This is a genomic window from Arthrobacter sp. KN11-1C (assembly GCF_052180225.1).
In the GTDB taxonomy this organism is placed as follows: Bacteria; Actinomycetota; Actinomycetes; order Actinomycetales; family Micrococcaceae; genus Arthrobacter.
Genome location: NZ_CP197467.1, coordinates 1,982,574 through 2,005,613, shown reverse-complemented (window position 1 = coordinate 2,005,613; position 23,040 = coordinate 1,982,574). Strand labels below are relative to the sequence as shown.

At 65.4% G+C, this 23,040-nt stretch carries 21 protein-coding genes; 12 read left to right on the top strand and 9 right to left on the bottom strand.

The window, feature by feature from the left end:
• Positions 1-42: 42 nt before the first annotated feature.
• From ACSBOX_RS09370 to ACSBOX_RS09355, 4 genes are all read left to right on the top strand, one after another.
• On the top strand, positions 43-828 hold the full coding sequence (locus ACSBOX_RS09370) for a hypothetical protein (protein WP_442545745.1): 786 nt from the start codon (positions 43-45) through the stop codon (positions 826-828).
• Between the two features lie 154 nt (positions 829-982).
• Positions 983-1,597: a biotin transporter BioY gene (locus ACSBOX_RS09365; protein ID WP_442545744.1), complete on the top strand. Its 615-nt coding sequence runs from the start codon at positions 983-985 to the stop codon at positions 1,595-1,597.
• 17 nt (positions 1,598-1,614) lie between these two features.
• A complete protein-coding gene (locus ACSBOX_RS09360; protein WP_442545743.1) occupies positions 1,615-2,346 on the top strand; it encodes an energy-coupling factor ABC transporter ATP-binding protein in 732 nt (243 codons plus the stop codon).
• Positions 2,343-2,966: an energy-coupling factor transporter transmembrane component T family protein gene (locus ACSBOX_RS09355; protein WP_442545742.1), complete on the top strand. Its 624-nt coding sequence runs from the start codon at positions 2,343-2,345 to the stop codon at positions 2,964-2,966. Before ACSBOX_RS09360 ends, ACSBOX_RS09355 begins: the two co-directional genes overlap by 4 nt.
• Here ACSBOX_RS09355 and ACSBOX_RS09350 read toward each other — a convergent pair.
• From ACSBOX_RS09350 to ACSBOX_RS09315, 8 genes are all read right to left on the bottom strand, one after another.
• Positions 2,963-4,180: a thiolase family protein gene (locus tag ACSBOX_RS09350; protein ID WP_442545741.1), complete on the bottom strand. Its 1,218-nt coding sequence runs from the start codon at positions 4,178-4,180 to the stop codon at positions 2,963-2,965. The genes ACSBOX_RS09355 and ACSBOX_RS09350 overlap by 4 nt on opposite strands.
• Entirely contained in the window at positions 4,173-5,579 is a 1,407-nt protein-coding gene (locus tag ACSBOX_RS09345) for a class I adenylate-forming enzyme family protein (protein ID WP_442545740.1), read from the bottom strand. Before ACSBOX_RS09345 ends, ACSBOX_RS09350 begins: the two co-directional genes overlap by 8 nt.
• 116 nt (positions 5,580-5,695) lie before the next feature.
• The gene (locus ACSBOX_RS09340) at positions 5,696-6,028 is read right to left on the bottom strand and encodes a metal-sulfur cluster assembly factor (protein WP_059389266.1); all 333 of its coding nucleotides are present in this window, start codon (positions 6,026-6,028) and stop codon (positions 5,696-5,698) included.
• A 14-nt stretch (positions 6,029-6,042) separates the two neighbouring features.
• Positions 6,043-6,837, bottom strand: a complete 795-nt coding sequence (sufC, locus tag ACSBOX_RS09335; protein ID WP_241707760.1) for a Fe-S cluster assembly ATPase SufC — start codon at positions 6,835-6,837, stop codon at positions 6,043-6,045.
• Positions 6,838-6,875: 38 nt separating this feature from the next.
• The gene (locus ACSBOX_RS09330) at positions 6,876-7,232 is read right to left on the bottom strand and encodes a non-heme iron oxygenase ferredoxin subunit (RefSeq protein ID WP_442545739.1); all 357 of its coding nucleotides are present in this window, start codon (positions 7,230-7,232) and stop codon (positions 6,876-6,878) included.
• A gap of 26 nt (positions 7,233-7,258) precedes the next feature.
• The gene (sufD, locus tag ACSBOX_RS09325) at positions 7,259-8,587 is read right to left on the bottom strand and encodes a Fe-S cluster assembly protein SufD (RefSeq protein WP_442545738.1); all 1,329 of its coding nucleotides are present in this window, start codon (positions 8,585-8,587) and stop codon (positions 7,259-7,261) included.
• Positions 8,588-8,589: 2 nt separating this feature from the next.
• Positions 8,590-10,065: a Fe-S cluster assembly protein SufB gene (sufB, locus tag ACSBOX_RS09320; protein WP_078108810.1), complete on the bottom strand. Its 1,476-nt coding sequence runs from the start codon at positions 10,063-10,065 to the stop codon at positions 8,590-8,592.
• Positions 10,066-10,076: 11 nt separating this feature from the next.
• Positions 10,077-10,895: a helix-turn-helix transcriptional regulator gene (locus tag ACSBOX_RS09315; RefSeq protein WP_241707762.1), complete on the bottom strand. Its 819-nt coding sequence runs from the start codon at positions 10,893-10,895 to the stop codon at positions 10,077-10,079.
• A gap of 102 nt (positions 10,896-10,997) precedes the next feature.
• Here ACSBOX_RS09315 and ACSBOX_RS09310 point away from each other — a divergent pair, with 102 nt between their 5' ends.
• The 3 genes from ACSBOX_RS09310 to ACSBOX_RS09300 are packed head-to-tail and all read left to right on the top strand — an operon-like array spanning position 10,998 to position 13,740.
• Positions 10,998-11,963 (top strand): ABC transporter ATP-binding protein, encoded by a 966-nt coding sequence (locus ACSBOX_RS09310; RefSeq protein ID WP_442545737.1) that lies wholly within the window; start codon positions 10,998-11,000, stop codon positions 11,961-11,963.
• Positions 11,960-12,736 (top strand): ABC transporter permease, encoded by a 777-nt coding sequence (locus ACSBOX_RS09305; RefSeq protein WP_442545736.1) that lies wholly within the window; start codon positions 11,960-11,962, stop codon positions 12,734-12,736. The genes ACSBOX_RS09310 and ACSBOX_RS09305 overlap by 4 nt, the downstream gene beginning before the upstream one ends.
• Before the next feature lie 59 nt (positions 12,737-12,795).
• Entirely contained in the window at positions 12,796-13,740 is a 945-nt protein-coding gene (locus ACSBOX_RS09300; RefSeq protein ID WP_442545735.1) for a COX15/CtaA family protein, read from the top strand.
• 421 nt (positions 13,741-14,161) lie between these two features.
• On the opposite strand, the gene ACSBOX_RS09295 is transcribed toward ACSBOX_RS09300, so the two are convergent.
• Positions 14,162-15,124 carry a heme o synthase gene (locus ACSBOX_RS09295; protein WP_442545734.1) on the bottom strand — a complete coding sequence of 321 codons (963 nt, stop codon included), beginning with the start codon at positions 15,122-15,124 and terminating at the stop codon, positions 14,162-14,164.
• 481 nt (positions 15,125-15,605) lie between these two features.
• Between ACSBOX_RS09295 and tkt the strand changes: the two genes are divergently transcribed.
• The 5 genes from tkt to ACSBOX_RS09270 are packed head-to-tail and all read left to right on the top strand — an operon-like array spanning position 15,606 to position 23,036.
• The gene (gene tkt / locus ACSBOX_RS09290) at positions 15,606-17,723 is read left to right on the top strand and encodes a transketolase (protein ID WP_442546005.1); all 2,118 of its coding nucleotides are present in this window, start codon (positions 15,606-15,608) and stop codon (positions 17,721-17,723) included.
• A 56-nt stretch (positions 17,724-17,779) separates the two neighbouring features.
• On the top strand, positions 17,780-18,898 hold the full coding sequence (tal, locus tag ACSBOX_RS09285; protein ID WP_442545733.1) for a transaldolase: 1,119 nt from the start codon (positions 17,780-17,782) through the stop codon (positions 18,896-18,898).
• Positions 18,899-18,903: 5 nt separating this feature from the next.
• Positions 18,904-20,535, top strand: coding sequence for a glucose-6-phosphate isomerase (locus tag ACSBOX_RS09280; RefSeq protein WP_442545732.1), 1,632 nt, complete (start codon positions 18,904-18,906; stop codon positions 20,533-20,535).
• Between the two features lie 15 nt (positions 20,536-20,550).
• On the top strand, positions 20,551-22,116 hold the full coding sequence (gene zwf / locus ACSBOX_RS09275; protein ID WP_442545731.1) for a glucose-6-phosphate dehydrogenase: 1,566 nt from the start codon (positions 20,551-20,553) through the stop codon (positions 22,114-22,116).
• Positions 22,113-23,036, top strand: coding sequence for a glucose-6-phosphate dehydrogenase assembly protein OpcA (locus tag ACSBOX_RS09270; RefSeq protein WP_442545730.1), 924 nt, complete (start codon positions 22,113-22,115; stop codon positions 23,034-23,036). The genes zwf and ACSBOX_RS09270 overlap by 4 nt, the downstream gene beginning before the upstream one ends.
• The last annotated feature ends 4 nt before the right edge of the window (positions 23,037-23,040 follow it).

The following is a 23,040-nucleotide window of genomic DNA, read 5'->3' as shown; positions in this document are numbered from 1 at the left end:
CGTGGTTAGGTGAAGGTAGGACAATTGCGAGGGAGGCTCACGATGAGCAGTACAGCAGGATCCGATGGCAAACACGTCCGGGCTGAGCGCGCCCAGGATGAAGTCCCATACACCGCCGAACCACGGACCGGGCGGGTAGCCGAACCGCGGACCGAGCGCGTAGATGACGTGCGTGGAAGCGGTTCCGGCTACGTGGACGAAACGAGCAGCTATCCCGTCGTTCCAGCCGCTTCCGACCCCGGCGCAGCCACCCGCGAGACCGTCATCGCCCGCGAAAAAGAGCAGTTCGGCGGGATCAAGATCGGCTCCGCGTTTTTCGGCTGGCTGACCGCCACGGGAATGGCCGTGCTGTTGGTGGCCCTCCTCGCAGCCGCGGGGATCGCCGTCGGGCTCGCCAACAACGCGAACGTCAGTGATGCGGCAAACCTCGCGTCGTCGCAGCCCGTGGGCATCGCGGGAATCATCGCGCTCCTGGTGATCCTGTTCCTCTCCTATTATTGCGGCGGCTACGTTGCCGGACGCATGGCCCGGTTCAACGGTGTCAGGCAAGGATTCATGGTCTGGTTCTGGGCGGTTATCGTCGCCGTGCTGGTGGCCTTGCTGGGCTTGTTCGCCGGACCGCGGTTCAATATCCTCGCCAACGTCAACAGCTTCCCAAGGATCCCGGTGGGTGAGGGACAGCTCAGCACCATCGGCATCGTTGCCGCCATCGTGGTGGCTGCAGTGACCCTCATCGCCGCGGCGTTGGGAGGACTCGCCGGTATGCATTACCACCGCAAGGTGGACCGCGCGGGCTTCACCCCGACAGCCGAGGACGTCGAAGCCTAGCCAGGACTCCGGCCGCGAGCAGCACCGCTCTTTGTACCTAGGGCCCAAGGCCGTGTGGTGCTGTTCGTGGACACCCTACAAAATTCCGTGTCAGGCTGCTCTGTAGTGTCGGTTTCAGGGATTCACCCGCCCCCAGGCAGAGACAGGACACACCATGAGCAGCACCGAAACCGCATCCACGCGACGAACCTCCCCCCGCGCCCGCTGGACGTCCACGGACATCGGCCTCATCGCGGTATTCGCAGCCCTCGTAGCCGCCTCAACACTGATTCCGGGGATTCCGGTCGGCGCACTCGGCGTGCCGATCACCCTGCAGACCCTCACCGTCATCCTGACCGGGCTCGTGCTCGGCGGCGGGCGCGCTTTTGCCGCCGTCGGGCTTTACACCCTGCTCGGTTTCGCGGGACTGCCGATCTTCAGCGGGGGCCGCAGCGGGCTCGGTATCCTGGCGACACCGTCGGCCGGCTACATCATTGCCTTTCCGCTGGCGGCGGCCGCCACCGGCTGGTTGGCGGCCATCGTGATCCGCAAGACCGTCAAGTACCGTACCGTTTACCTGTTTGCCGCGGCGATGGTCAGCACCATCGTCCTCATCCACGGCCTCGGAGTGCTCGGCTTCATGGTCAACGGCAAGTTCGACTTTGCCAAGGCATTCCTGGCCGACCTGCCCTACTACCCCGGGGACACCATCAAGAACGTCCTGGCGGCGATCATTGCGGTCTCGCTCCACAAGGCCTTCCCGGACATCCTGGTCCGCCGCGTCAAATAGAGCGGAAACATCAGTAGATGAACACCATCATTCTCAGCGAAGTCTCCGTGCGCGTAGCCGTCGATGGCAGTCCGGCGCCCAAGACTTTGCTACGGGACGTCTCCTTGGAACTCACCGAGCAACGCATCGCGGTCATCGGGGCCAACGGCTCGGGAAAATCCACCTTGCTGCGCTTGCTCAACGGCCTGGTAGCTCCCAGCGAAGGCACCGTCCGCGTCAACGGCGCAGACAGCGTGCGGGACGTTCGCCAGGTCCGCAGCCAGGTGGGCTTCGTCTTCACCGATCCCTTGTCACAGCTGGTCATGCCGACCGGCCGGGAAGACGTTGAACTCTCGCTGCGGCGCTCCATCAAAAACTCCAAAGAGCGTGCCGCCCGTGCGGAAGCTGTGCTGGAGCGGTTCGGGATCCTGGACCTCGCCGATCAGAGTATTTATGAGCTCTCCGGCGGCGAACGCCAACTCCTCGCCCTCGCGGCCGTGCTCGCGGTGGACCCCGCCGTGCTGGTCCTCGACGAGCCTTCGACCCTCCTGGACCTGCGCAACCGGGAGTTGCTCAGGCGGACCCTTGCGGGCCTGGAGCAGCAGATCATCATGTCCACCCACGATCTCGATCTTGCCCTCGAGGCGGATCGCGCCCTCGTGGTGGATTGCGGACGTATAGTGTTCGACGGCGGAGCAACCGCCGCCGTCGAACACTACCGCGCGCTGTGCGCGGCTGAATGCCCGCAGGGCAAGGTGGAAGCGACGTGAGGGGCCACGGGGTCCTGATCCCCAACTATGTGCGGGGCGACTCGATCGTGCACCGCACTCCCCTATGGCTCAAGTTCCTGCTGGTTGCCGGCTGCGGCCTGGCGTCATTCCTCATTGTCGACTGGCTTGTCTCGGCAGTGGTCCTCGCAGTGATGTGCGGGCTGTTCCTGCTGAGCGGTGCGGGCTTCAAACGGCTCGCGCGCGCCGTGTGGCTCGTCACGCCCATCCTCCTTGCGATCGGCGCCTTCCAGTGGTGGCAACTGGGCGGCCCCGTCGCCGCACGGATTGTGCTCAATGTGCTTGTCTGCGTCGTGGCGGCGTCGGTACTGACGGTCACCACTCCCGTGCAGGCATTACTCGACGGAGTGGTGGCCCTGTCCAAGCCGTTCCAGCGTTTCGGGGCGGACCCTGAGCGCTTCGCACTCACCATCGCCATCATGCTGCGCAGCCTTCCATTCATCGCCGGCGCATTTTCCGATGTCCGCGACTCAGCCCGGGCGCGCGGCCTTGAACGCAATCCCCGCGCCCTGGTGTTGCCGGTATTCATCACCACGGTTGCCTATGCGCGGCAGACCGGCGACGCCCTGGCTGCGCGCGGGCTTGGCGACGCCGAAGACTAATCGACCGCCAACTGCGAGTACTGGAACATTGCCGCCGTGCCCATTCCACCGGCGATGCTGATCATCGCCAACGCCAGGCTCTCCCGGCCCGGTTGCGCTCCGGCCATCCTGCGCGCCTGGGCCAGGAGCCGCGTCACCAGGACAGCCCCGGACGCGCCGTAGGCGTGTCCCAAGGCCAGCGCTCCGCCGTCGAGGTTCACCCGGGCCGGTTCCACTCCCAGCGAGTCCAGGCACGCGAGGGTCTGCGAAGCGAAGGCCTCGTTGAATTCCACGAGGTCCAGTTCGCCGGGTTCAAGACCAAGCTCCGCCAGCAAGCGCCTGGCCGCCACTGACGCTCCGATGCCCAACAGTTCCGGGTCCACGCCCGCAGTGTCGCAGCCCAGGACCAGCAGTCCGTCGTCGGCACCCAGTTGACGTGCCCGCTCCAGTGAAGTGATCACGACGGCGGAGGCCGCGTCGGCGTCGAAGCACGAGTTTCCGGCCGTCACAGTGCCGCCCGATACGAATGCCGGCGGGAAGCGGGCCATGAGTCCGGCCTTGAGTGATGCCCGGGGTCCGTCATCCGCCTGCACCACGGCGCCCCCTGCTTGCAAGGGGACAATTTCAGGGGCGAATGCGCCGGCGGCACCGGCAGCGACGGCACGCTGGTGACTCCGCAAGGCGAACTCATCTTGTTGTTCGCGGCTGACGCCACACTCCCGCGCAACGTTTTCTGCGGCCACCCCCATGTCCGGGTCCCCGAACCCGGGCGGCACGAAGGTGGCGCGGGTATAGAAGTCCGGCTCGCCGTCGGGGTCTTGGTTCCGCCTGGCACGCAACGGAGCGGTACTGATGCTCTCCACTCCCCCGGCGAGGAAGACGCCATTACCACCGGCGGCCACGAGCCGGGACGCCAGGGCGATGGCGTCGAGTCCGGAGCCACACTGCCGGTCCACGGTCAATCCGGGAACTTCCACCGGCAGTCCGGCGTGCAAGGCGGCATACCGGGCCAGGTTTCCGCCGCCACCCACCGCGTTGCCGATCACGACGTCGCTCACGTCCGAGCCGGCAATACCCGTGGCTGTCAGCAATGAGCGCAGGACCGGAGAGAGGAGTTCTTCGGCGCGAAGCGTCTTCAGTTGTCCGTTGGCCCGGCAAATGGGGGTGCGCAGGGCAGCGATGATCACGGGTTGGCGCGAAGGGTCCGGCGCTGTGACCGGATCGCGGCTAGGCAAGGGGCTTCACCCGCGGATCGTTGTTCTCAATCCAGTCGAGCAACATCCGGCGGCTGACCTTCCCGCGGTCCGTCACAGGCAGTTCGGACAGCATGAAATACCGCTGGGGCCGCTTGTCCCGGGCGAGCAAACCGTCCAGGCCGGTCTTGACCTGGGTTGCCGTCACCGAACCGTACGCCGGAACGATTCCGGCCACGACTTTCTGGCCGCGGACTTCGTCGAGCATTCCGGCCGCGACGGCCACCGAGACCCCCGGGACCGAAGCCAAGGCAAGTTCCACCTCGTGGGGATAGACGTTCCTCCCGGAGGTGATGATCATGTCAGACCGGCGGCCGAGGATGTGCAGGACACCGGAGTCCACGTAGCCCTGGTCCCCCACCGTGTACCAACCGTCAAAGCAGCGCAGCGCCTGGCCGTCGTCGCCCCACAAATACCCGTTGCTGACCATGCCGGAGCGGACGCAGATGTTCCCGTCGGCCCCATCGGGCAGCTCCGCGCCGTCGTCGTCCACGATCTTGAGTTCGACGCCGGGAAACGGTCCGCCGATTCCGGTGCCGCCGGCGTCGAGCGGTTCCCCGGCAGCAAGCCGCGTTCCGGAAACGAAGCTGAGCTCTGACGCACCGTAGTACTCGAAGATTGCCGCGTTCGGCGCCCACCGCCTGGCGGCCTCGAGGGTGCGGGCGTCAAGTTTCGAGCCCGCGCAGATGATGCTGCGCACGGCGGATGCGTCCACTCCTCCGGTGAGTCCGCGTTCGCTGAGGAGGCGGAGCATCGTGGGCACGAGGACCAGGCGGGTGACGCCGTCGTAGCTGATGGCTGCGTGGACATCGCCGACGTCGAAAGTCTCCATGGTGTGGAAGGGCGCCCCGGCATAAAGGCATTCCGACAGGGCGTACAGGTTCAAGCTTGCGGCCAACGGTCCGGGCGCGAGCGTCCTGTCCTCCGGTGTCAGCCCGAAGAATTCGATGGAGGCGTCAAACGAGACCTGCCAGGATCGCCGTGAACGGGTGAAGGCTTTGGGAACGGACGTGGTTCCGGACGTCAGGCCGATCAGGAACGTGGAGTCCGGACCGCCGTCGGACAGCTCGTCGCCTGTTGCGGTTGGGCCGGTGAAGGGCCTGGCTTGTCCGATCCTGTGGGTAACCTCATCGATCATGGCTTGCGGCCACAACGGGTCCAGCACGGCGCAGCACCGCTCGCCGGCGACCGCGGCCGTGTAGGACACCACGAAGTCCAGCGAATTGGGTTCGGCGAGTACCGCCGTCGCGGGCGTCCCGCCCAAGCGCAAGGCTGCGGCGTCCCGAAGGTCAGCCCAGCTGAGCCGCTTGCCGCCGACGACGACGGCGGTGTCGTCGGGGCGCTCACCGGCCCAGAGCTGAAGTTTGTCCAGGAAAGGCATCATCGAATTTTAGCCCCTGCCGCGGGTCCGCGGCGTTCTGTGACGCTGTGCGGGTACGACGACGGCCGGTCACCTTCCGCGGAAGGTGACCGGCCGTCGTCGTAACCGCTGGGGATCTAGATGTTGAAGCCGAGGGCCCGCATCTGGTCCTTGCCGTCGTCCGTGATCCGCTCGGGACCCCATGGCGGCATCCATACCCAGTTGAGGCGCCAGTCGTCGACGATGCCGTCGAGGGACTGGCCGACCTGCTCTTCAAGGACATCCGTCAGCGGGCAGGCAGCTGTCGTCAACGTCATGTCGATGAGCAGAGCGCCGTCCTCCTCCGAATACTTCAGACCGTAGAGCAGCCCAAGGTCCACCACGTTGACTCCGAGTTCCGGGTCGATGACATCCTTGAGCGCCTCCTCGACGTCCTCGAGGCTGGTGCGAGCCGCGTTGATTTCGGTCATGGCGGGAGTCCTAACTAGGCCTGTGCTGCTGCGGCAGCAGCAATGGTGGCTGCGCCGGCGCCCGTGGCGTAACGGTCGTAGCCTTCTTCTTCGAGGCGGTCGGCCAATTCAGGGCCGCCCTCTTCGACAACCTGGCCATCAACAAACACGTGGACGAAGTCCGGCTTGATGTAGCGCAGGATGCGGGTGTAGTGGGTGATGAGCAAGGTACCCATGTTGCCCGTGGCGTGGGCGCGGTTGACGCCCTCGGAGACGACCTTGAGCGCGTCGACGTCCAGGCCGGAGTCGGTCTCGTCAAGTACGGCGAACTTCGGCTTGAAGAGCTCGAGCTGGAGGATCTCCACGCGCTTCTTCTCGCCGCCGGAGAAGCCCTCGTTGACGTTGCGCTGTGCGAAGTCGGCGTCGATGCGCAACTGCTGCATGGCCGCCTTGACGTCCTTGGTCCAGGTGCGGAGGGCAGGAGCTTCGCCGTCGATTGCGGTCTTGGCCGTGCGCAGGAAGTTGGTCATGGTGACACCCGGAACCTCTACGGGGTACTGCATGGCCAGGAAGACGCCTGCACGGGCGCGCTGGTCAACGCTCATGGCCAGCACGTCTTCGCCGTCGAGCGTGATGGTGCCGCTCGTGACGTTGTAGCGCGGGTGGCCGGCGATGGTGGACGCCAAGGTGGACTTGCCCGAACCGTTGGGGCCCATGATCGCGTGGGTCTCACCGGTCTTGATGGTCAGGCTGACGCCCTTCAGGATCTCCTTGGTGCCCTGCTCCGTCTCGATGCTGACGTGCAGGTCCTTGATCTCAAGAGTAGACATGCTCTTCTTTCTTTCGTAAGTCTTTAGGCACTTGGCGCTCAGTAGTTCTGTACTGAGGCGCCGTTCACAACGTTGGTCACGTCCACGTAGACGTCGTCGCCGTCGAGGCTGACGGCGAAGACCGGGACGGGGTCGTAGGCAGGGAGCTGCAAGGGCTGTCCGGAGCGGAGATCGAACTGGGAACCGTGGCCCCAGCATTCGATCGCGCAGCCTTCGATTTCACCCTCGGAGAGCGAAATGTCCGCATGCGAGCAGGTGTCTCCGATGGCGTGGATCTGACCCATCGAGTCCTTGACGATGGCTACGGGGTAGTCATCGATCAGGATGCGCAGCGCCTGCTTGACCTGGATCTCGTTGGCGTTGCATACCAGTTCGCCTTGTGGCTGATCGCTCATAGTCTGTTTTCCCTGCTTGGCTTGAATTAGTTGTCGCTCGCGGCGAGCTCACGCTCAACAGCCTCGGTCAGGCGCTCTTCGAGTGCCGGGACCTTGATCTGCTGGATGATCTCGTTGAGGAAGCCGCGGACCACCAGGCGGCGGGCTACGTCTTCCGGGATGCCGCGTGCCATGAGGTAGAACAAGTGTTCGTCATCGAAACGGCCGGTGGCGCTGGCGTGGCCGGCACCCTCGATCAGGCCGGTTTCAATCTCCAGGTTCGGCACCGAGTCGGCGCGTGCGCCGTCCGTGAGGACCAGGTTGCGGTTGGCCTCGTAGGTATCGGTGCCTTCGGCTTCCTTGCGGATCAAGACGTCGCCAACCCACACGGTGTGCGCGTTGCGGCCCTGCAGGGCGCCCTTGTACAGGACGTTGGACTTGCAGTTGGCCACGGCGTGGTCAACGAACAAGCGCTGCTCGAGGTGCTGGCCGGCGTCGGCGAAGTACAGGCCGAACATCTCGGCTTCCGCTCCCGGGGCCGTGAAGCGGGTGGACGGAGTCATGCGGACGACGTCGCCGCCGAGGCTTACCACGATGTGCTTGAACTTGGCGTCACGGCCCAGCTTGGCCTGCTGCGACGAGGCGTGAACGGCGTCGTCGTTCCATTCCTGGAGCGAGATGACCGTCAGGTCGGCACCGTCTTCGACGAGGATTTCGACGTTCTCCGAAACGATCGCGCTGCCCTGGTGGTCAAGGACGATCCGGGACTTGGAGAAGCGCCCTGCCACGATCACGATGTGCTGGGCGGAAGCTTCGGTGGAGGTACCGGTCAGCAGGACGGACACTTCGCCGTCGAGCTGGAGCTCGGCCGGCACCGTGATGACGGTGGCCTCGGTGAAGTTCTCCCAGGCATTGGCGGACACGCGGTCCTCCGGAATGGCAGCCGAGCCGATGCGGACGTCGTCCCGCCCCACGGTCTCGACGACGACGCCCTCGGGGGCGGTCACGGCGACCGACGGTGCCGAACCGGAGAGGACCTCGTTGTGGAGGCCGCGAAGCCGCTTGAGCGGGGTGAAGCGCCAGTCCTCTTCCAGCCCGGTGAGGGGCTTGAAGTCTGCCAGCTTGTACGAGGTCAGTCGACCTGCGCGCGAGCTGTCCGGAATTCCAACACCGCCGCCGTGGGAGTGGCTCTTGGCCGAGGCGCCCGCGAGCGGCCCGGCCGAAGGTGCCTGCCCCGGCGTCGTTTCCGAGGTGGAAGACGTGTTGGTGCCGGTGTTCACCGGCGAGAGGTTCTCGCCCTCTTCAGTGAATCCGTCGATAAACGGCTTTGCCGATGGCGCGCCGATGCGGGCCTTTTCAGTAGTGATTTCAGTCATTGCTAACCGACGGATCCTTCCATCTGCAGTTCAATCAGGCGGTTGAGTTCAAGGGCGTATTCCATAGGCAACTCACGGGCAATCGGCTCGATGAAGCCGCGCACGATCATGGCCATGGCCTCGTCCTCGGGCATACCGCGGGACATCAGATAGAAGAGCTGCTCCTCGCTGACTCGGGAAACGGTGGCCTCGTGACCCATCACCACGTCATCCTCGCGGATGTCGATGTAGGGATAGGTGTCGGAACGGGAAATGGTGTCTACCAGCAACGCGTCGCAACGCACGGTGTTGGCGGAGTGCTTGGCGCCTTCGCGGACCTGGACCAGGCCTCGGTAGGCTGCACGGCCGCCGCCGCGGGCCACAGACTTGGAGATGATGGAACTCTTGGTGTTCGGCGCGATGTGGACCATCTTCGAGCCGGTGTCCTGGTGCTGGCCTTCGCCGGCGAAGGCGATGGACAGGGTTTCACCCTTGGCGTGCTCGCCGACCAGGTAGACGGCCGGGTACTTCATGGTCACCTTGGAGCCGATGTTGCCATCGATCCATTCCATGGTGGCGCCCTCTTCGCAGATGGCGCGCTTGGTGACCAGGTTGTACACGTTGGTGGACCAGTTCTGGATGGTCGTGTAACGGACGCGGGCGCCCTTCTTCACGATGATTTCCACCACGGCGGAGTGCAGCGAGTCCGAGGTGTAGATCGGCGCGGTGCAGCCTTCGATGTAGTGGACGTAGGAGTCCTCGTCCGCGATGATCAGCGTGCGCTCGAACTGGCCCATGTTCTCGGTGTTGATGCGGAAGTAGGCCTGCAGCGGGATGTCCACGTGGACGCCCTTGGGGACGTACACGAAGGAACCGCCGGACCATACGGCCGTGTTCAGCGACGCGAACTTGTTGTCGCCCACCGGAATGATGGTGCCGAAGTACTCCTGGAAGATCTCCGGGTGCTCACGCAGCGCGGTGTCCGTGTCCAGGAAGATCACGCCCTGCTTCTCCAGGTCCTCGCGGATCTGGTGGTACACAACCTCGGACTCGTACTGCGCGGCCACGCCGGACACGAGGCGGCTGCGCTCGGCTTCCGGGATGCCCAGCTTCTCGTAGGTGTTGCGGATGTCCTCGGGGAGGTCTTCCCACGTGGCAGCCTGCTTCTCCGTGGAGCGCACGAAGTACTTGATGTTGTCGAAGTCGATGCCGGAGAGGTCTGCACCCCAAGTGGGCATGGGCTTGCGGTCGAAGTACTTCAAACCCTTCAGGCGCAGGTCCAGCATCCATTCCGGCTCGTTCTTCTTGGCCGAAATGTCGCGGACTACCTCTTCGTTGAGACCACGGCGTGCGTTGGCGCCGACGTCGTTCTTGTCAGCCCATCCGTACTCGTAGGTGCCAATACCGTGCAGCTCGGGATTCTTCTCCAGAATCTCCGAGATCACAGCACCGTCAGCTAGCGCTTTCTCTGCTGTTCCTTCAGCTAATTGACCCGTCATCACGGCCTTTCTTACTGATTGTTGGATTCGACATGGGGCGCGGCCGGCAGCTTCGGAAACCCGAGGGCCTCCTTGGCGGCTGGCCTGCCGGTAGGAATGTGGGTGGTGCAGACGTGTCCGCCCTGCGCGAGGGTGGAAAGCCTGCGGACATCGACGCCGACCAAACGGGAAAACAGTTCGGTCTCAGTGTCGCAAAAAACGGGGAATTCCGCGGCGAGCTGCTGGATGGGGCAATGGCCCTGGCAGAGCTGCACGCTTGAGAGGGATGCGGGAAGGGGCGCCTTGGTCTCAATCGACGCTGCCGATGCGACATACCCGTCCCGGCTCAACGCCTTGGACAGCGCCACAGCCCGGGCGGCAATGTCGGAACCGGCTCGGTCGACTTCGGGTGCGTAGCGCGCCTCCATCTCGGCGAAGCGCTCCACCGCATAGTCCCTTACAGCTTCTTCGCCTGCGAGGTCCCTCAGCCGCCGCAAGGCGGAACTGGCGATGTTCAGGTAGTCATCGCCGAGCTTCGATTGCCCCTGGGAGCTGAGGACGTAGCGGCGGGCCGGCCGGCCCGCGCCGGCACCCGCCTTCGCGACGCGCTTTACCTCTATGACACCGGCACGCTGAAGGTGATCCAGATGCCGGCGGACAGCGGCAGGGGTGAACCCCAGCATGTCGCCGAGTTCAGCCGCGCTGACGGGGCCATGCTCCAACACCGCGTTGAGAACGCGGTTCCGGGTACGGTCTTCCGCATCAGCGACGCCAACGGCAGTGCCACCGGGCACAGGGATGACCGCGCTATGCCCTGCGGGCACGGAAACAGAACTCCTCATGGAATACACAACACAATCATGTCGTAATTTAGTCCGTGCATCCAGTAAGGCAAGGCTGGCCTGCGGGCGCCCCGCCCGCCGCACCCCTACTACTTCACGTAGAATACTTTGGTGCGATCCCCCGAATCCCCTGTCCTCACCATCGACGGACTCATCAAGGACGTTGGCCCGCTGGCTTCCCTTGACGGCAAGATGCTGCGGGTAGTCAGCGGCCTCTCAATGTTCGCAGAACGCGGCCAGATCACCGCCTTGCTTGGTGCCAACGGCGCCGGCAAGACGACAACGCTCGAATGTGCCCAAGGCCTTCAGAAACGTACCGGCGGCCGCATCGGACTCCTCGGCGAAGATCCCGACACCGCCGGCGCAAACCTCCGTTCACGCGTCGGCGTCATGCTGCAGGACGGCGGCCTCCCGCCGTCGGCCCGTCCCATCCCCTTGCTTCGGCACATTGCGGGCATGTACCGGAATCCGCTTCCGCTGGACGGACTCGTCGAGCGCTTGGGCATCGACACCTTCAGCCGCACCGGCGTCCGCCGCTTGTCCGGCGGCCAAAAGCAGCGTCTCTCCCTTGCGGCTGCCCTGATCGGCAATCCCGAAGTCCTGTTCCTGGACGAGCCCAGCGCCGGACTCGATCCCCAGTCCCGCCAGATCGTCTTCGAGCTCATCGCCGAACTGCGGGATGCCGGCATGGGTATCATCCTGACCACGCACCTCATGGATGATGCGCAGAGGCTTGCGGACTATGTTTACATCATCGACGCCGGCCACAACGTCGCGGAGGGCACCGTCGCCGACTTGTTGAGCCACGGCCACGAGGCCATGGACGGGGTGACTGAACGCACCCTGTTCTTCGACGCCCCGGCCGGCCTCGACATTGCCGCGGCCATCGGTCACGAACTGACCGTCACCGAAAGCCGGGCAGGCAGCTACGCAATTGCCGGGACTTTGACGCCGCAGCATCTGGCGAAGCTGACGGCCTGGTGGGCAGAGAAGGGCATCATGCCGGCGTCCCTCCGCTTGGAGGCGCGCAGCTTGGAAGACGTTTTCCTGGACATTTCCGGAAGGGATATCCGATGACCAGTGCAATCCCCGTGCGCAGCACACCCCACGCCGGACCGGCGACCTTGATGCGCAGGATCCTCCTGCAGGGCCGCTACGAGACCTTGACCATGATCCGGAACGGCGAGCAGTTGATCCTCGCGGTGATCATGCCCTTGCTGGCCCTGGTGGGACTCACGGTCACGCCCCTGCTCGACGGCTTGGGCGCCAGCAGGGTGGACATCGCGACGCCGGGCGTCCTCGCCCTGTGTGCGATGTCCACGGCATTCACGGGCCAGGGCATCGCCACCGGCTTCGACCGCCGCTACGGTGTGCTCCGCTTCCTCTCGACCACTCCCTTGGGCCGGACCGGACTCATTGCCGGCAAGATCATCGCCGTCTTGGCCGTCCTGGTCCTCCAGGTCCTGGTGATCGGCGCCGTCGCCGCGTTGCTGGGCTGGCATCCGCGTCCCGAAGGTTGGCTTCCCGGCCTCGGCCTCTTGGTTCTCGGCGCTGCCGCCTTCACTGCGCTCGGGCTCCTGGTCGCCGGCACCGTCCGGCCCGAGGCAACCCTCGCCATCACCAACTTGCTCTGGATCCTGCTGGGCGCCCTCGGCGGAATCGTGGTTCCGACCGAGCGTCTGCCGGACCTGGCGCAGAGCATCGTGCACTTCCTGCCCTCAGGGGCCTTGGGGCAGTCCCTCAGGGATGCTTTCCTCCACGGCAGCGTCTCCCTTCCGTATGTTCTTGTGCTGCTGCTGTGGACCGTCGTTCCTGGCGCGGCCGCCGTCCGCTGGTTCAAATGGAACTGAGCGTCCCGCAGTGGAACCGAACCGTCAGCATGAATTGAGTACCGAGAATTGAGAAAACTGTGAGCACGGCTTCCCGCCTCCCGAAGTCCATCCAGCAGTTGGCCGACAAGCTGCCCACGGAAGTCAACAGCACTATCCGCAGGCTGGCGATGTTGTCGCTGATCGGCCAGGTGGTCCTGGTGGTCACCGGCGGCGCGGTCCGGCTGACGTCTTCAGGGCTCGGCTGCCCGACATGGCCTCGTTGCACCAGCGGATCCTTGGTGAATACGCCGGAGATGGGCATCCACGGCTTCATTGAGTTCGGCAACCGCATGCTGACGTTCGCCTTGGCCGCCGTCGCCGTCCTGATGCTGGTGTATTTGTGGAACCTCCGAAAGGAACGCCGCGACTTGTTCCTGCTGGCCGTGGGCCTGCTTGCCAGCATTCCGGCACAGGCCATCATCGGCGGCATCACCGTGCTGTCCAATCTGAACCCTTGGGTTGTCGGACTGCACTTCCTGGTTTCCATGGCCTTGGTCGTCTTCTCCACACTGCTGGTCAATCGCGCCTATGACCGGACCGGGCGCTTCATGAAGCGGCCACTGGCGGCGATTCCAGGCGCCATGAGCCCTGTCATGACCGCCGTCGCGTTCTTCTCGGCCGTCGCGGTGTGCTTGGGCGTCGTCGTGACCGGTGCCGGCCCGCACGCCGGGGACGCGAACGCGCCGCGCAACGATCTCGACTGGGACCTCGTCTCGCATATCCACGCAGTGCCGGCGTACCTCATCACGGCGGGAGCCGTCTTCGCCGTCTACTTCGTCCTGCGCAAGCGAATCACCGGCCTGTTCCGCACAGCTGCGCTGCTGCTCCTCGCCGTGACGGTCCTGCAAGCGGTCATCGGCTTTACCCAGTACTACAACGGCATTCCCGCGCTCCTCGTGGGAGCGCACATGCTGGGTGCCGCCCTGCTCATGGGCGCCGCCACGAACGCGGCGGATGTGGCACGGTTCAGCCCGAAGCTGTAACCCGCCGCCCCCCCAGGCAACCCCCGCTCACCTATATGCCCCTCCCGTCCGACGCTCGCTCACATAAGTGCCCCTCCCGTCCGACGCTCGCTCACGTTGAGCGAGGGGCCCCACGGAAGAAAGCCGCCAAAGGTGAGCGAGCCTTCCGGAAAACGGCGCCAAACGTGAGAGAGCGTTCGCGAAAACACCGCCAAACGTGAGCGAGCGTCCGGAGCCGGCCGGACGACGTCGGGCCCTGGGAACTGGTCCGCTGGCCTCCCGCACGCACCCCCTGAGCAACCCGGATCGGCGGTGACCGGCGCAACTCACCTTTGCAGCAAAAGCGAGACCCTCCTTCACGTCAAACGTGAAGGAGGGTCTCGGTCTTTACCCGTATAGGTGAGCGGGGGTTTGGGTAAAACGCCCTAAAGGTGAGCGAGCGTCAGCCGCCGACGATCGGGGAACCGATGAACGGGTCCACCGCGAGGGCGATGAAGAGAAGCGTCAGGTAGCTGATGGAACCGTGGAAGACCTTCATGGCTCCCTTGTTCGAGACGTCGCCGCCCTGCGCACGGTTGTAGAGGGCGTGGGATTCATACAGGAACCAGGCGCCCGCGAGGACGGCGGCAATGGTGTAAACCCAGCCTGCGCGGCCGACCGGCACCAAAAGCAACGAGCACACCACCATGGCCCAGGCGTAGAGGACCACCTGGACGGAAACCACCTTGGCGCCGGCGATGGCGCCCAGCATGGGGACGTTGGCGTTGCGGTAGTCCTCGCCGTAGCGCATGGACAACGGCCAGTAGTGCGGAGGAGTCCACAGGAAGATCACCATGAAGAGCACGACGGCGGGCCACTCGACAGTGTTGGTGACCGCCGCCCAGGCGATCAAGACGGGGAAGCAGCCGGCCGCGCCGCCCCACACGATGTTCTGTGCCGTGCGGCGCTTGAGGATCATCGTGTAGATGACAACGTAGAAAACAATCGCACCGAGGCCGAGCCAAGCCGACAGCGGGTTGGCCCCGAACCACAGGATGGCGATGGACGCAGCCCCAAGGATCCACGCGAAGACGAGAGCTTCGCGGGGGGTGACTTCACCCGTCACGAGGGGCCGCTTTTCGGTGCGGTGCATCAACTTGTCGATATCGCGGTCGATGTAACAGTTGAAGACCCCTGCACTGCCGGCGGCGAAGGCGCCGCCCACCAACGTGGCCAGAATCAACCCGATCGAGGGGAAGCCCCGTTGCGCGAAGATCATCGTGGGCAAGGTGCTGACCAGCAGCAACTCGATCACGCGGGGTTTGGTCAGTGCCAGATACGCCTTGAACTTACGGGACATTCCGCCCTTCCCCACAGCCGGGGAAGCGTTGAGGGGCGTATCTGTTGTGCTCACGTTGGCAGTCACTCTGTTCTTTGCTCTGGTGTTCTCGCAGCGGCGGCGCCTGTTCATCCTGGCACCTCGTAATCCGGGGCACGGGGTGAAGCGTGCATTCGATCCCTGCTTGCAATCGATGGCGCACTCGCCGCTGGTGGCCTCCAGTTATCATACCGTGGCCTGTCCGACGCCACGGCACCCGGAACTTTCCGTTGTTTCCGAAAGTTCACCGGCGCTTTGCCGCCGAGGTGATTCATAAAACGGAATATGCGTCCATTTTTTGGGATTCCCACCATTTGGGGCCGCGAACCGGGCTAAGCTGTCTGCAGATCAGCTCACGCAGGTTTCCGAGAAAGCGTATTCTCAGATTTGCATGTCTGGATGATAGATCAACGTTTCAATGGTGAACGGCTGGTAGGAACTTCGCAGCGGGCGCCATCCTGTGCCCGAGGCTTGCCATGTGCCCTCACCAGCCGTCAGCACAGAGAGGGGCTCGGTTTACGTGCCACATTTGGAAGAGCAAGAACTGACTTGGACAAGCCTGGACCAGCGCGCCGTGGACACCGTCCGCGTTTTGGCCGCTGACGCCGTCGAGAAGGTCGGCAACGGTCACCCCGGCACGGCCATGAGCCTTGCACCGGCCGCCTACCTTCTCTTCCAGAAGCTGATGCGCCACGACCCGAAGCACCCGGACTGGCTCGGCCGCGACCGGTTCATCCTGTCCCCCGGCCACACATCGCTGACCCTGTACATCCAGTTGTTCCTTTCCGGCTACGGCCTGGAGCTCAAGGACCTCGAGGCCCTGCGCACCTGGGGATCGCTGACTCCCGGCCACCCGGAATACAAGCACACCGCCGGCGTCGAGATCACCACCGGCCCGCTGGGCCAGGGCCTGGCTTCCTCGGTGGGCTTCGCCTACTCGCAGCGCCGCCAACGCGGCCTGTTCGACGCCGATGCTCCCGCCGGCGAGAGCCCGTTTGACCACACCATCTGGGTCATTGCCTCCGACGGCGACCTCCAGGAAGGCGTCACCTCGGAAGCTTCTTCGCTGGCCGGCCACCAAGAACTGGGCAACCTCGTGGTGATCTACGACGAGAACCACATCTCCATCGAAGACGACACCAACGTCGCCTTCACCGAAGACGTCCTCAAGCGCTACGAGGCCTACGGCTGGCACACCCAGCGCGTGGACTGGACCAAGACCGGCGAATACGTCGAAGACGTCCAGGAGCTCTACGGCGCTCTGCTCGCCGCCAAGGCCGAGACGTCCAAGCCCTCCATCATCTCGCTGCGCACCATCATCGGCTACCCGGCGCCCAAGAAGCAGAACACGGGCAAGATCCACGGCTCCGCCCTTGGTGCCGAGGAAGTCGCAGCCCTGAAGGAAGTCCTGGGCTTCGACCCCGAGCGCTCCTTCCAGGTTGACGAGGACGTCCTGGCGCACGCCCGCGCCGTCGTCGAACGCGGTGCAACAGAGCGCAGCGAATGGCAGGCATCCTTCGAGGCATGGCAGACCGCCAACCCCGAAGGCGCTGCGCTGCTCGAGCGCATCGAGGCCAAGAAGCTTCCGGTCGAGCTCGACGCCGCGCTGCCGGTGTTCGAAGCAGGCAAGGAAGTTTCCACCCGCGCCGCGTCAGGCAAGGTCCTGAACGCGATCGGCCCGGTCCTTCCGGAGCTGTGGGGCGGCTCCGCCGACCTCGCCGAGTCCAACAACACCACCATCGAGGGTTCGCCGTCGTTCATCCCGGCTTCGCGCTCCACCGGCGCCTGGAAGGGCAACCCGTACGGCCGGGTGCTGCACTTCGGCATCCGCGAGCACGCCGCGGCGTCGATCGTGAACGGCATCTCGCTGCACGGCCGCACCCGGGCGTTCTCCGGTACGTTCCTGATCTTCAGCGACTACCAGCGTCCCGCGATCCGCCTCGGCGCGCTCATGGGTGTTCCGTCGCTGTACGTCTGGACCCACGACTCCATCGGCCTGGGCGAGGACGGCCCCACCCACCAGCCGGTGGAACAGCTGTCCACCCTGCGCGCCATCCCGGGCCTGGACGTCGTCCGTCCCGGCGACGCCAACGAGGTCGCGGCAGCATGGAAGACCATGCTGGAGAACCACGAGAACCCCGCCGGCATCGTGCTGACCCGCCAGAACATCCCGACCTACGCACGCGGCGAAGGCGTTGCCGATGGAGACACCTTCGGATCGACCGCCGGTGTCGCAAAGGGCGGCTACGTCCTGGCAGAAGCTTCAAAGGACGGCGCCACGGTCCCGGCCGAGGTCATCCTGATCGGAACCGGTTCCGAGGTCCAGCTCGCAGTGAACGCCCGCGAAGCGCTCCAGGCCGAAGGCATCGCCACCCGCGTCGTCTCCATGCCGTGCGTCGAGTGGTTCAACAAGCAGGACTCCGCGTACCGCGAATCCGTGCTTCCCGCCGCCGTCAAGGCCCGCGTCTCGGTCGAAGCCGGCCTGGCCCTGGGCTGGAGGGAATTCGTCGGCGACGCCGGACGCTCCATCAGCCTCGAGCACTTCGGCGCCTCCGCGGACTACAAGCGCCTCTTCAAGGAGTTCGGCATCACGGCAGAAGCAGTCGCCGCTGCCGCCAAGGACTCCATCGCGGGTCTCAGCAGCTGAAAAGCGTCTGAGAAGAATCCGACAGCAACGAACAGATTTCCAAGGAGATTACAGAAATGACTACGACTCCCACCCAGCAGCTCTCCGACGCCGGCGTGTCCATCTGGCTTGACGACCTTTCCCGGGAACGCCTTTCCAGCGGCAGCCTGCAGAAGCTCATCGACGAGAAGAACGTGGTTGGTGTCACCACCAACCCGTCCATCTTCCACGCCGCCATCACCGCCGGCAGTGACTACGACGCCGTGATCGCCGAAAAGGCCGCCAAGGGCGCGTCCGTCGAGGAGACCGTCTTCGAGATCACCACCACCGACGTCGCGGATGCCTGCGACCTCTTCGCCCCCGTCGCGGCAGCGAGCAAGGGCGTCGACGGCCGCGTTTCCATTGAGGTGGACCCCCGCCTCGCGTGGGACACCGAGGGCACCATCGCCGAGGCCAAGCACCTGTACAAGAGGGTCAACAAGGACAACGTCCACATCAAGATCCCGGCAACCCTCGAAGGCCTCGCCGCCATCACGGCAACCCTTGCCGAGGGCATCAGCGTCAACGTGACCCTGATCTTCTCCCTGGAGCGCTACCGCGCCGTCATCAACGCCTTCCAGTCCGGCCTGGAGCTGGCGAAGGAAAACGGCCACGACCTCTCCACGATCCACTCCGTGGCGTCCTTCTTCGTCTCCCGCGTGGACACCGAGATCGACAAGCGCCTCAATGCCCTCGGCACCGATGAAGCCAAGGCCCTCAAGGGCAAGGCAGGCGTCGCCAACGCCCGCCTCGCGTACCAGGTCTACGAGGAGCTGTTCTCCACCGAGCGCTGGGCAGTCCTGGCCGAAGCCGGCGCACTTCCCCAGCGCCCGCTGTGGGCCTCCACCGGTGTCAAGGACCCGGCATACCCGGACACCCTGTACGTGACCGAACTGGTCGCCGCGGGCGTCGTCAACACCATGCCGGAAAAGACCCTCGACGCCACGTTCGACCACGGCGTCGTCACGGGTGACACCGTCTCCGGGACCTACGAGGAGGCAAACCGCGTCCTCAACGACCTCGAGGGCCTGGGCATTTCCTACAACGACGTCGTCGCAATCCTCGAATCCGAGGGCCTGGACAAGTTCGTCGCCAGCTGGAAGGAACTTCTGGCCGACGTCGAAGGTGCCCTCGCCTCTGCACGGAAGGCTTCCTAACCCACATGAGCACTCTCAGCTACGACGCCAGCGGTGCTGCGCAGCAGGCCATCGAGCAGCACATCCCGGCACTTGTCGAAGACCGGATTGCCACCAGGATTTTCGCCAAGGACCACACTTTGTGGGGTCCGGACGCCGAGTCCGAGTCCGCCATCCGTCTCGGATGGGTGGAAGCGGCAACCGTTTCCCAGCCCTTGGTCGAAGGGATCCTGGAACTCCGGGATGCCTTCCGGGCCGAAGGCGTCTCCCGCATTGTCCTGTGTGGCATGGGCGGCTCTTCGCTTGCCCCCGAGGTCATTGCCGGCACCGCTGGCGTCGAGCTGACCGTGCTGGACAGCACAGACCCCGAACAGGTCGGTGCTGCCCTCGCGGACCGCCTCGCCGAGACCGCCATCGTGGTCTCCTCCAAGTCGGGCTCCACCGTGGAGACCGACTCGCAGCGACGGGTATTCGAGCAGGCCTTCACCGAGGCCGGCATCGATGCCAAGAGCCGTATCGTCATCGTGACCGATCCCGGTTCCCCGCTGGACAAGGCGTCCCGTGAAGCCGGCTACCGTGCCGTCTTCAACGCCGACCCGAACGTCGGCGGCCGTTTTTCGGCGCTGACGGCTTTCGGCTTGGTCCCCAGCGGCCTTGCCGGGGTCGACATCCAGGCGTTCCTGGATGAGGCCGAGGAAGCTGCGGAAATCCTGAACGAGGACTCCCCCGAAAACATCGGGCTCCGGCTCGGTGCCGCGCTGGGCGGAACCACTCCGCTGCGCAACAAGATCGTGATTGTCGAAGACGGTTCCGGCATTGTCGGCTTCGCCGATTGGGCCGAACAGCTCATCGCCGAGTCCACCGGCAAACTCGGCACGGGCGTTCTGCCGGTTGTCGCAGGTCCTTCCGCTCCCGAGGTCAGCAGTGGCGCGGAAGACGTCCTGGTGATCCGCCTTGTCGGTGCGGAGTCCGACGTCGAACTCGGCGAAAACGAGGCAGCCATCGCCGGTGGCCTGGCCACCCAGATGTTCGTGTGGGAGTTCGCCACCTCGGTGGCAGGGCGCCTGCTGGGCATCAACCCGTTTGACCAGCCCGACGTCGAGGCAGCCAAGATTGCCGCGCGCGGCCTGCTGGACGCCCGTCCCGAGCCGACGCCGGCGAACTTCGTCGACGGCGCGATCGAGGTCCGCGGCGGTGCGTGGCTCGGCGACGCTGCCACGGCCGCCGATGCCGTCAAGGCGCTCCTCGGCGAACTCGGCACGGACGGCTACCTGAGCGTTCAGGCATATTTCGACCGGATCGCCTTCGCGGAGCTCGCAGGCATCCGCGACGAACTCGCCGGAGTCAGCGGCCGGCCGGTCACGTTTGGCTGGGGCCCGCGCTTCCTGCACTCCACCGGACAATTCCACAAGGGCGGACCGGCCATCGGTTCGTTCCTGCAGGTGACGGCCGCCGCAACCGGCGACATCGCCATCCCGGAACGGCCGTTCACCTTCGGTCAGCTGATTGCGGCCCAGGCGGCCGGCGATGCCCAGGTCCTCGAGGACCACGGCCGTCCGGTCCTGCGGCTGCACCTCACGGACCGCGGAGCCGGCGTAGCCCAACTCCAGGACATTGTTGCCGCATTGGCCGGCCAGGCCAGCGCGCTCGAAAGCTAAGGCACAAACCCAAACATGCCAGAAACTGAAATCGGTTACCGGTCCACCGGAAAGGCAAGCCACCGCAATCCCCTCCGGGATCCTCGGGACCGGCGCCTGAACCGCATCGCAGGGCCTTCGTCATTGGTGTTCTTCGGAGTCACCGGTGACCTCGCCCGCAAGAAACTCATGCCGGCGGTCTACGACCTCGCCAACCGCGGGCTGTTGCCGCCGAGCTTCGCGCTCGTCGGCTTCGGCCGGCGGGACTGGAGCAACGCGGACTTCGCGAACGAGGTCAAGGAGAACGTCAAGGCGCACTCCAGAACCCCGTTCGACGACGCTGTCTGGAACCAGCTTTCCGAGGGCATCCGCTTCGTCCAGGGAGAGTTCGACGACGACCAGGCGTTCAAGCGCCTCAGCGCCACCCTGGACGAACTGGACGAAACCCGCGGCACCCGCGGCAATCACGGTTTCTACCTGTCCATCCCGCCCAAGGCCTTCGAGCAGGTCTGCCGCCAGCTGTCCAAGCACGGGCTGGCGCAGGCCGGCGACGGCCAGTGGCGCCGCGTGGTCATCGAGAAGCCCTTCGGCCACGACCTGGAGTCCGCGCGCAAGCTCAACGACATCGTGGAGTCCGTCTTCCCGCCGGACGCGGTCTTCCGCATCGACCACTACCTGGGCAAGGAAACGGTCCAGAACATCCTGGCCCTGCGCTTCGCCAACCAGCTGTTCGAACCGCTCTGGAATGCCAATTACGTCGACCACGTCCAGATCACCATGGCCGAGGACATCGGCACCGGCGGCCGGGCGGGATATTACGACGGCGTCGGCGCGGCGCGCGACGTCATCCAGAACCACCTCCTGCAGCTGCTGGCCCTGACGGCGATGGAGGAGCCCATCTCCTTCAACGCCGATGACCTGCGTGCCGAAAAGGAAAAGGTCCTCGCAGCCGTCAGGCTCCCCGAAGACCTCTCCAGCCACTCCGCCCGCGGCCAGTTCGCCGGCGGCTGGCAGGGCGGCGAACTCGTGCAGGGCTACCTGGAGGAAGACGGCATTCCGGCCGATTCCAAGACGGAAACCTACGCGGCCATCCGCCTGGACATCAACACCCGGCGCTGGGCCGGGGCGCCGTTCTACCTGCGGGCCGGCAAACGCCTGGGCCGCCGCGTCACGGAGATCGCCGTGGTGTTCAAACGGGCACCCAACCTGCTCTTCCGCGGCCACGGCGAGGACGACTTCGGCCAGAACGCCGTGGTCATCCGGGTCCAGCCCGACGAGGGGGCCACCATCCGCTTCGGATCCAAGGTCCCCGGAACGCAGATGGAAGTCCGCGACGTCACCATGGACTTCGGCTACGGGCACTCGTTCACCGAGTCCAGTCCCGAGGCGTACGAGCGCCTCATCCTGGACGTGCTGCTGGGCGAGCCCCCGCTCTTCCCGCGGCACCAGGAAGTCGAGGAGTCCTGGAAAATCCTGGACCCCTTCGAGGAATACTGGGCGGGACTCGACGAACAGCCCGAACCCTACGCTCCCGGCAGCTGGGGCCCGGCCTCGGCCGACGAGCTGCTTGCCCGCGACGGACGAACCTGGAGAAGGCCATGATCGTAGATCTTCCCGACACCACCACCTCCAAGATCTCCAAGAAGATCACCTCCCTGCGCGAGCAGGGCGGCGTGATCGCCCTTGGACGCGTCCTGACCCTCGTGGTGGTCACCAAGTCCGGCCTTGAGGAAGAAGCCATCGAGGCCGCCAACGAGGCCAGCCGCGAACACCCGTGCCGGATCATCGTCCTCGCGGACGCCGGCAGCGAAGCGCCCAACCGCCTCGACGCCCAGATCCGGGTGGGCGGCGACGCCGGAGCCTCCGAGGTCATCGTGCTGCGCGGCTACGGTGAACTCGCCAAGGAAAGCGAGTCCCTCGTCGCTGCACTGCTCCTCCCGGATGCGCCGATCGTGGCTTGGTGGCCGCACGGAGCACCCGAGAACGCCTGCGAGACCTCCATCGGACGCATCGCGCACCGCCGCATCACGGACTCCGCCAACGAGGCCGACCCCGCGGCGGCGCTGGCCCGGATCCGGGAGACGTACCGGGCAGGCGACACCGACCTCGCCTGGACACGCCTGACCAACTGGCGGCTCCAGCTCGCGGCAGCTCTGGACCAGGTGGACGAATCCCCCGTCACGGCGATCGCCGTCGAGGGCGCTTCGGACTCACCCAGCACGCTGCTGCTGGCCGCCTGGCTCACCCTGTTCCTCGACGCGCCGGTCCAGATCGTCGCCGACCCGGCAGGCACAGGCATCCGCAGGGTGCGGCTGAGCCGCGCCACCGGCGACGTCCAGCTGGTCCGTCCGGGCCTCACTGTGGCGGAACTGACCCAGCCGGGCCAGCCCGCCCAGCGGATCTCACTGCCGCGCCGCAGCCTGCGGGACTGCCTCGCCGAAGAATTGCGTCGCCTTGATCCGGACGATGTCTTCGGAGAAGTGATTACTATGGGACTGCCCCGAACCAATAGCAAGGAGTGACCGT

What these genes read in the sequence shown, in the direction of transcription:
- ACSBOX_RS09370 (WP_442545745.1), top strand. Translation starts at nt 43, where the DNA reads ATGAGCAGTACAGCAGGATCCGATGGCAAACACGTCCGGGCTGAGCGC.
- ACSBOX_RS09365 (WP_442545744.1), top strand. Translation starts at nt 983, where the DNA reads ATGAGCAGCACCGAAACCGCATCCACGCGACGAACCTCCCCCCGCGCC.
- ACSBOX_RS09360 (WP_442545743.1), top strand. Translation starts at nt 1,615, where the DNA reads ATGAACACCATCATTCTCAGCGAAGTCTCCGTGCGCGTAGCCGTCGAT.
- ACSBOX_RS09345 (WP_442545740.1), bottom strand. Translation starts at nt 5,579, where the DNA reads ATGCCTTTCCTGGACAAACTTCAGCTCTGGGCCGGTGAGCGCCCCGAC.
- ACSBOX_RS09340 (WP_059389266.1), bottom strand. Translation starts at nt 6,028, where the DNA reads ATGACCGAAATCAACGCGGCTCGCACCAGCCTCGAGGACGTCGAGGAG.
- sufC (WP_241707760.1), bottom strand. Translation starts at nt 6,837, where the DNA reads ATGTCTACTCTTGAGATCAAGGACCTGCACGTCAGCATCGAGACGGAG.
- ACSBOX_RS09330 (WP_442545739.1), bottom strand. Translation starts at nt 7,232, where the DNA reads ATGAGCGATCAGCCACAAGGCGAACTGGTATGCAACGCCAACGAGATC.
- sufD (WP_442545738.1), bottom strand. Translation starts at nt 8,587, where the DNA reads ATGACTGAAATCACTACTGAAAAGGCCCGCATCGGCGCGCCATCGGCA.
- sufB (WP_078108810.1), bottom strand. Translation starts at nt 10,065, where the DNA reads ATGACGGGTCAATTAGCTGAAGGAACAGCAGAGAAAGCGCTAGCTGAC.
- ACSBOX_RS09305 (WP_442545736.1), top strand. Translation starts at nt 11,960, where the DNA reads ATGACCAGTGCAATCCCCGTGCGCAGCACACCCCACGCCGGACCGGCG.
- tal (WP_442545733.1), top strand. Translation starts at nt 17,780, where the DNA reads ATGACTACGACTCCCACCCAGCAGCTCTCCGACGCCGGCGTGTCCATC.
- ACSBOX_RS09280 (WP_442545732.1), top strand. Translation starts at nt 18,904, where the DNA reads ATGAGCACTCTCAGCTACGACGCCAGCGGTGCTGCGCAGCAGGCCATC.
- zwf (WP_442545731.1), top strand. Translation starts at nt 20,551, where the DNA reads ATGCCAGAAACTGAAATCGGTTACCGGTCCACCGGAAAGGCAAGCCAC.
- ACSBOX_RS09270 (WP_442545730.1), top strand. Translation starts at nt 22,113, where the DNA reads ATGATCGTAGATCTTCCCGACACCACCACCTCCAAGATCTCCAAGAAG.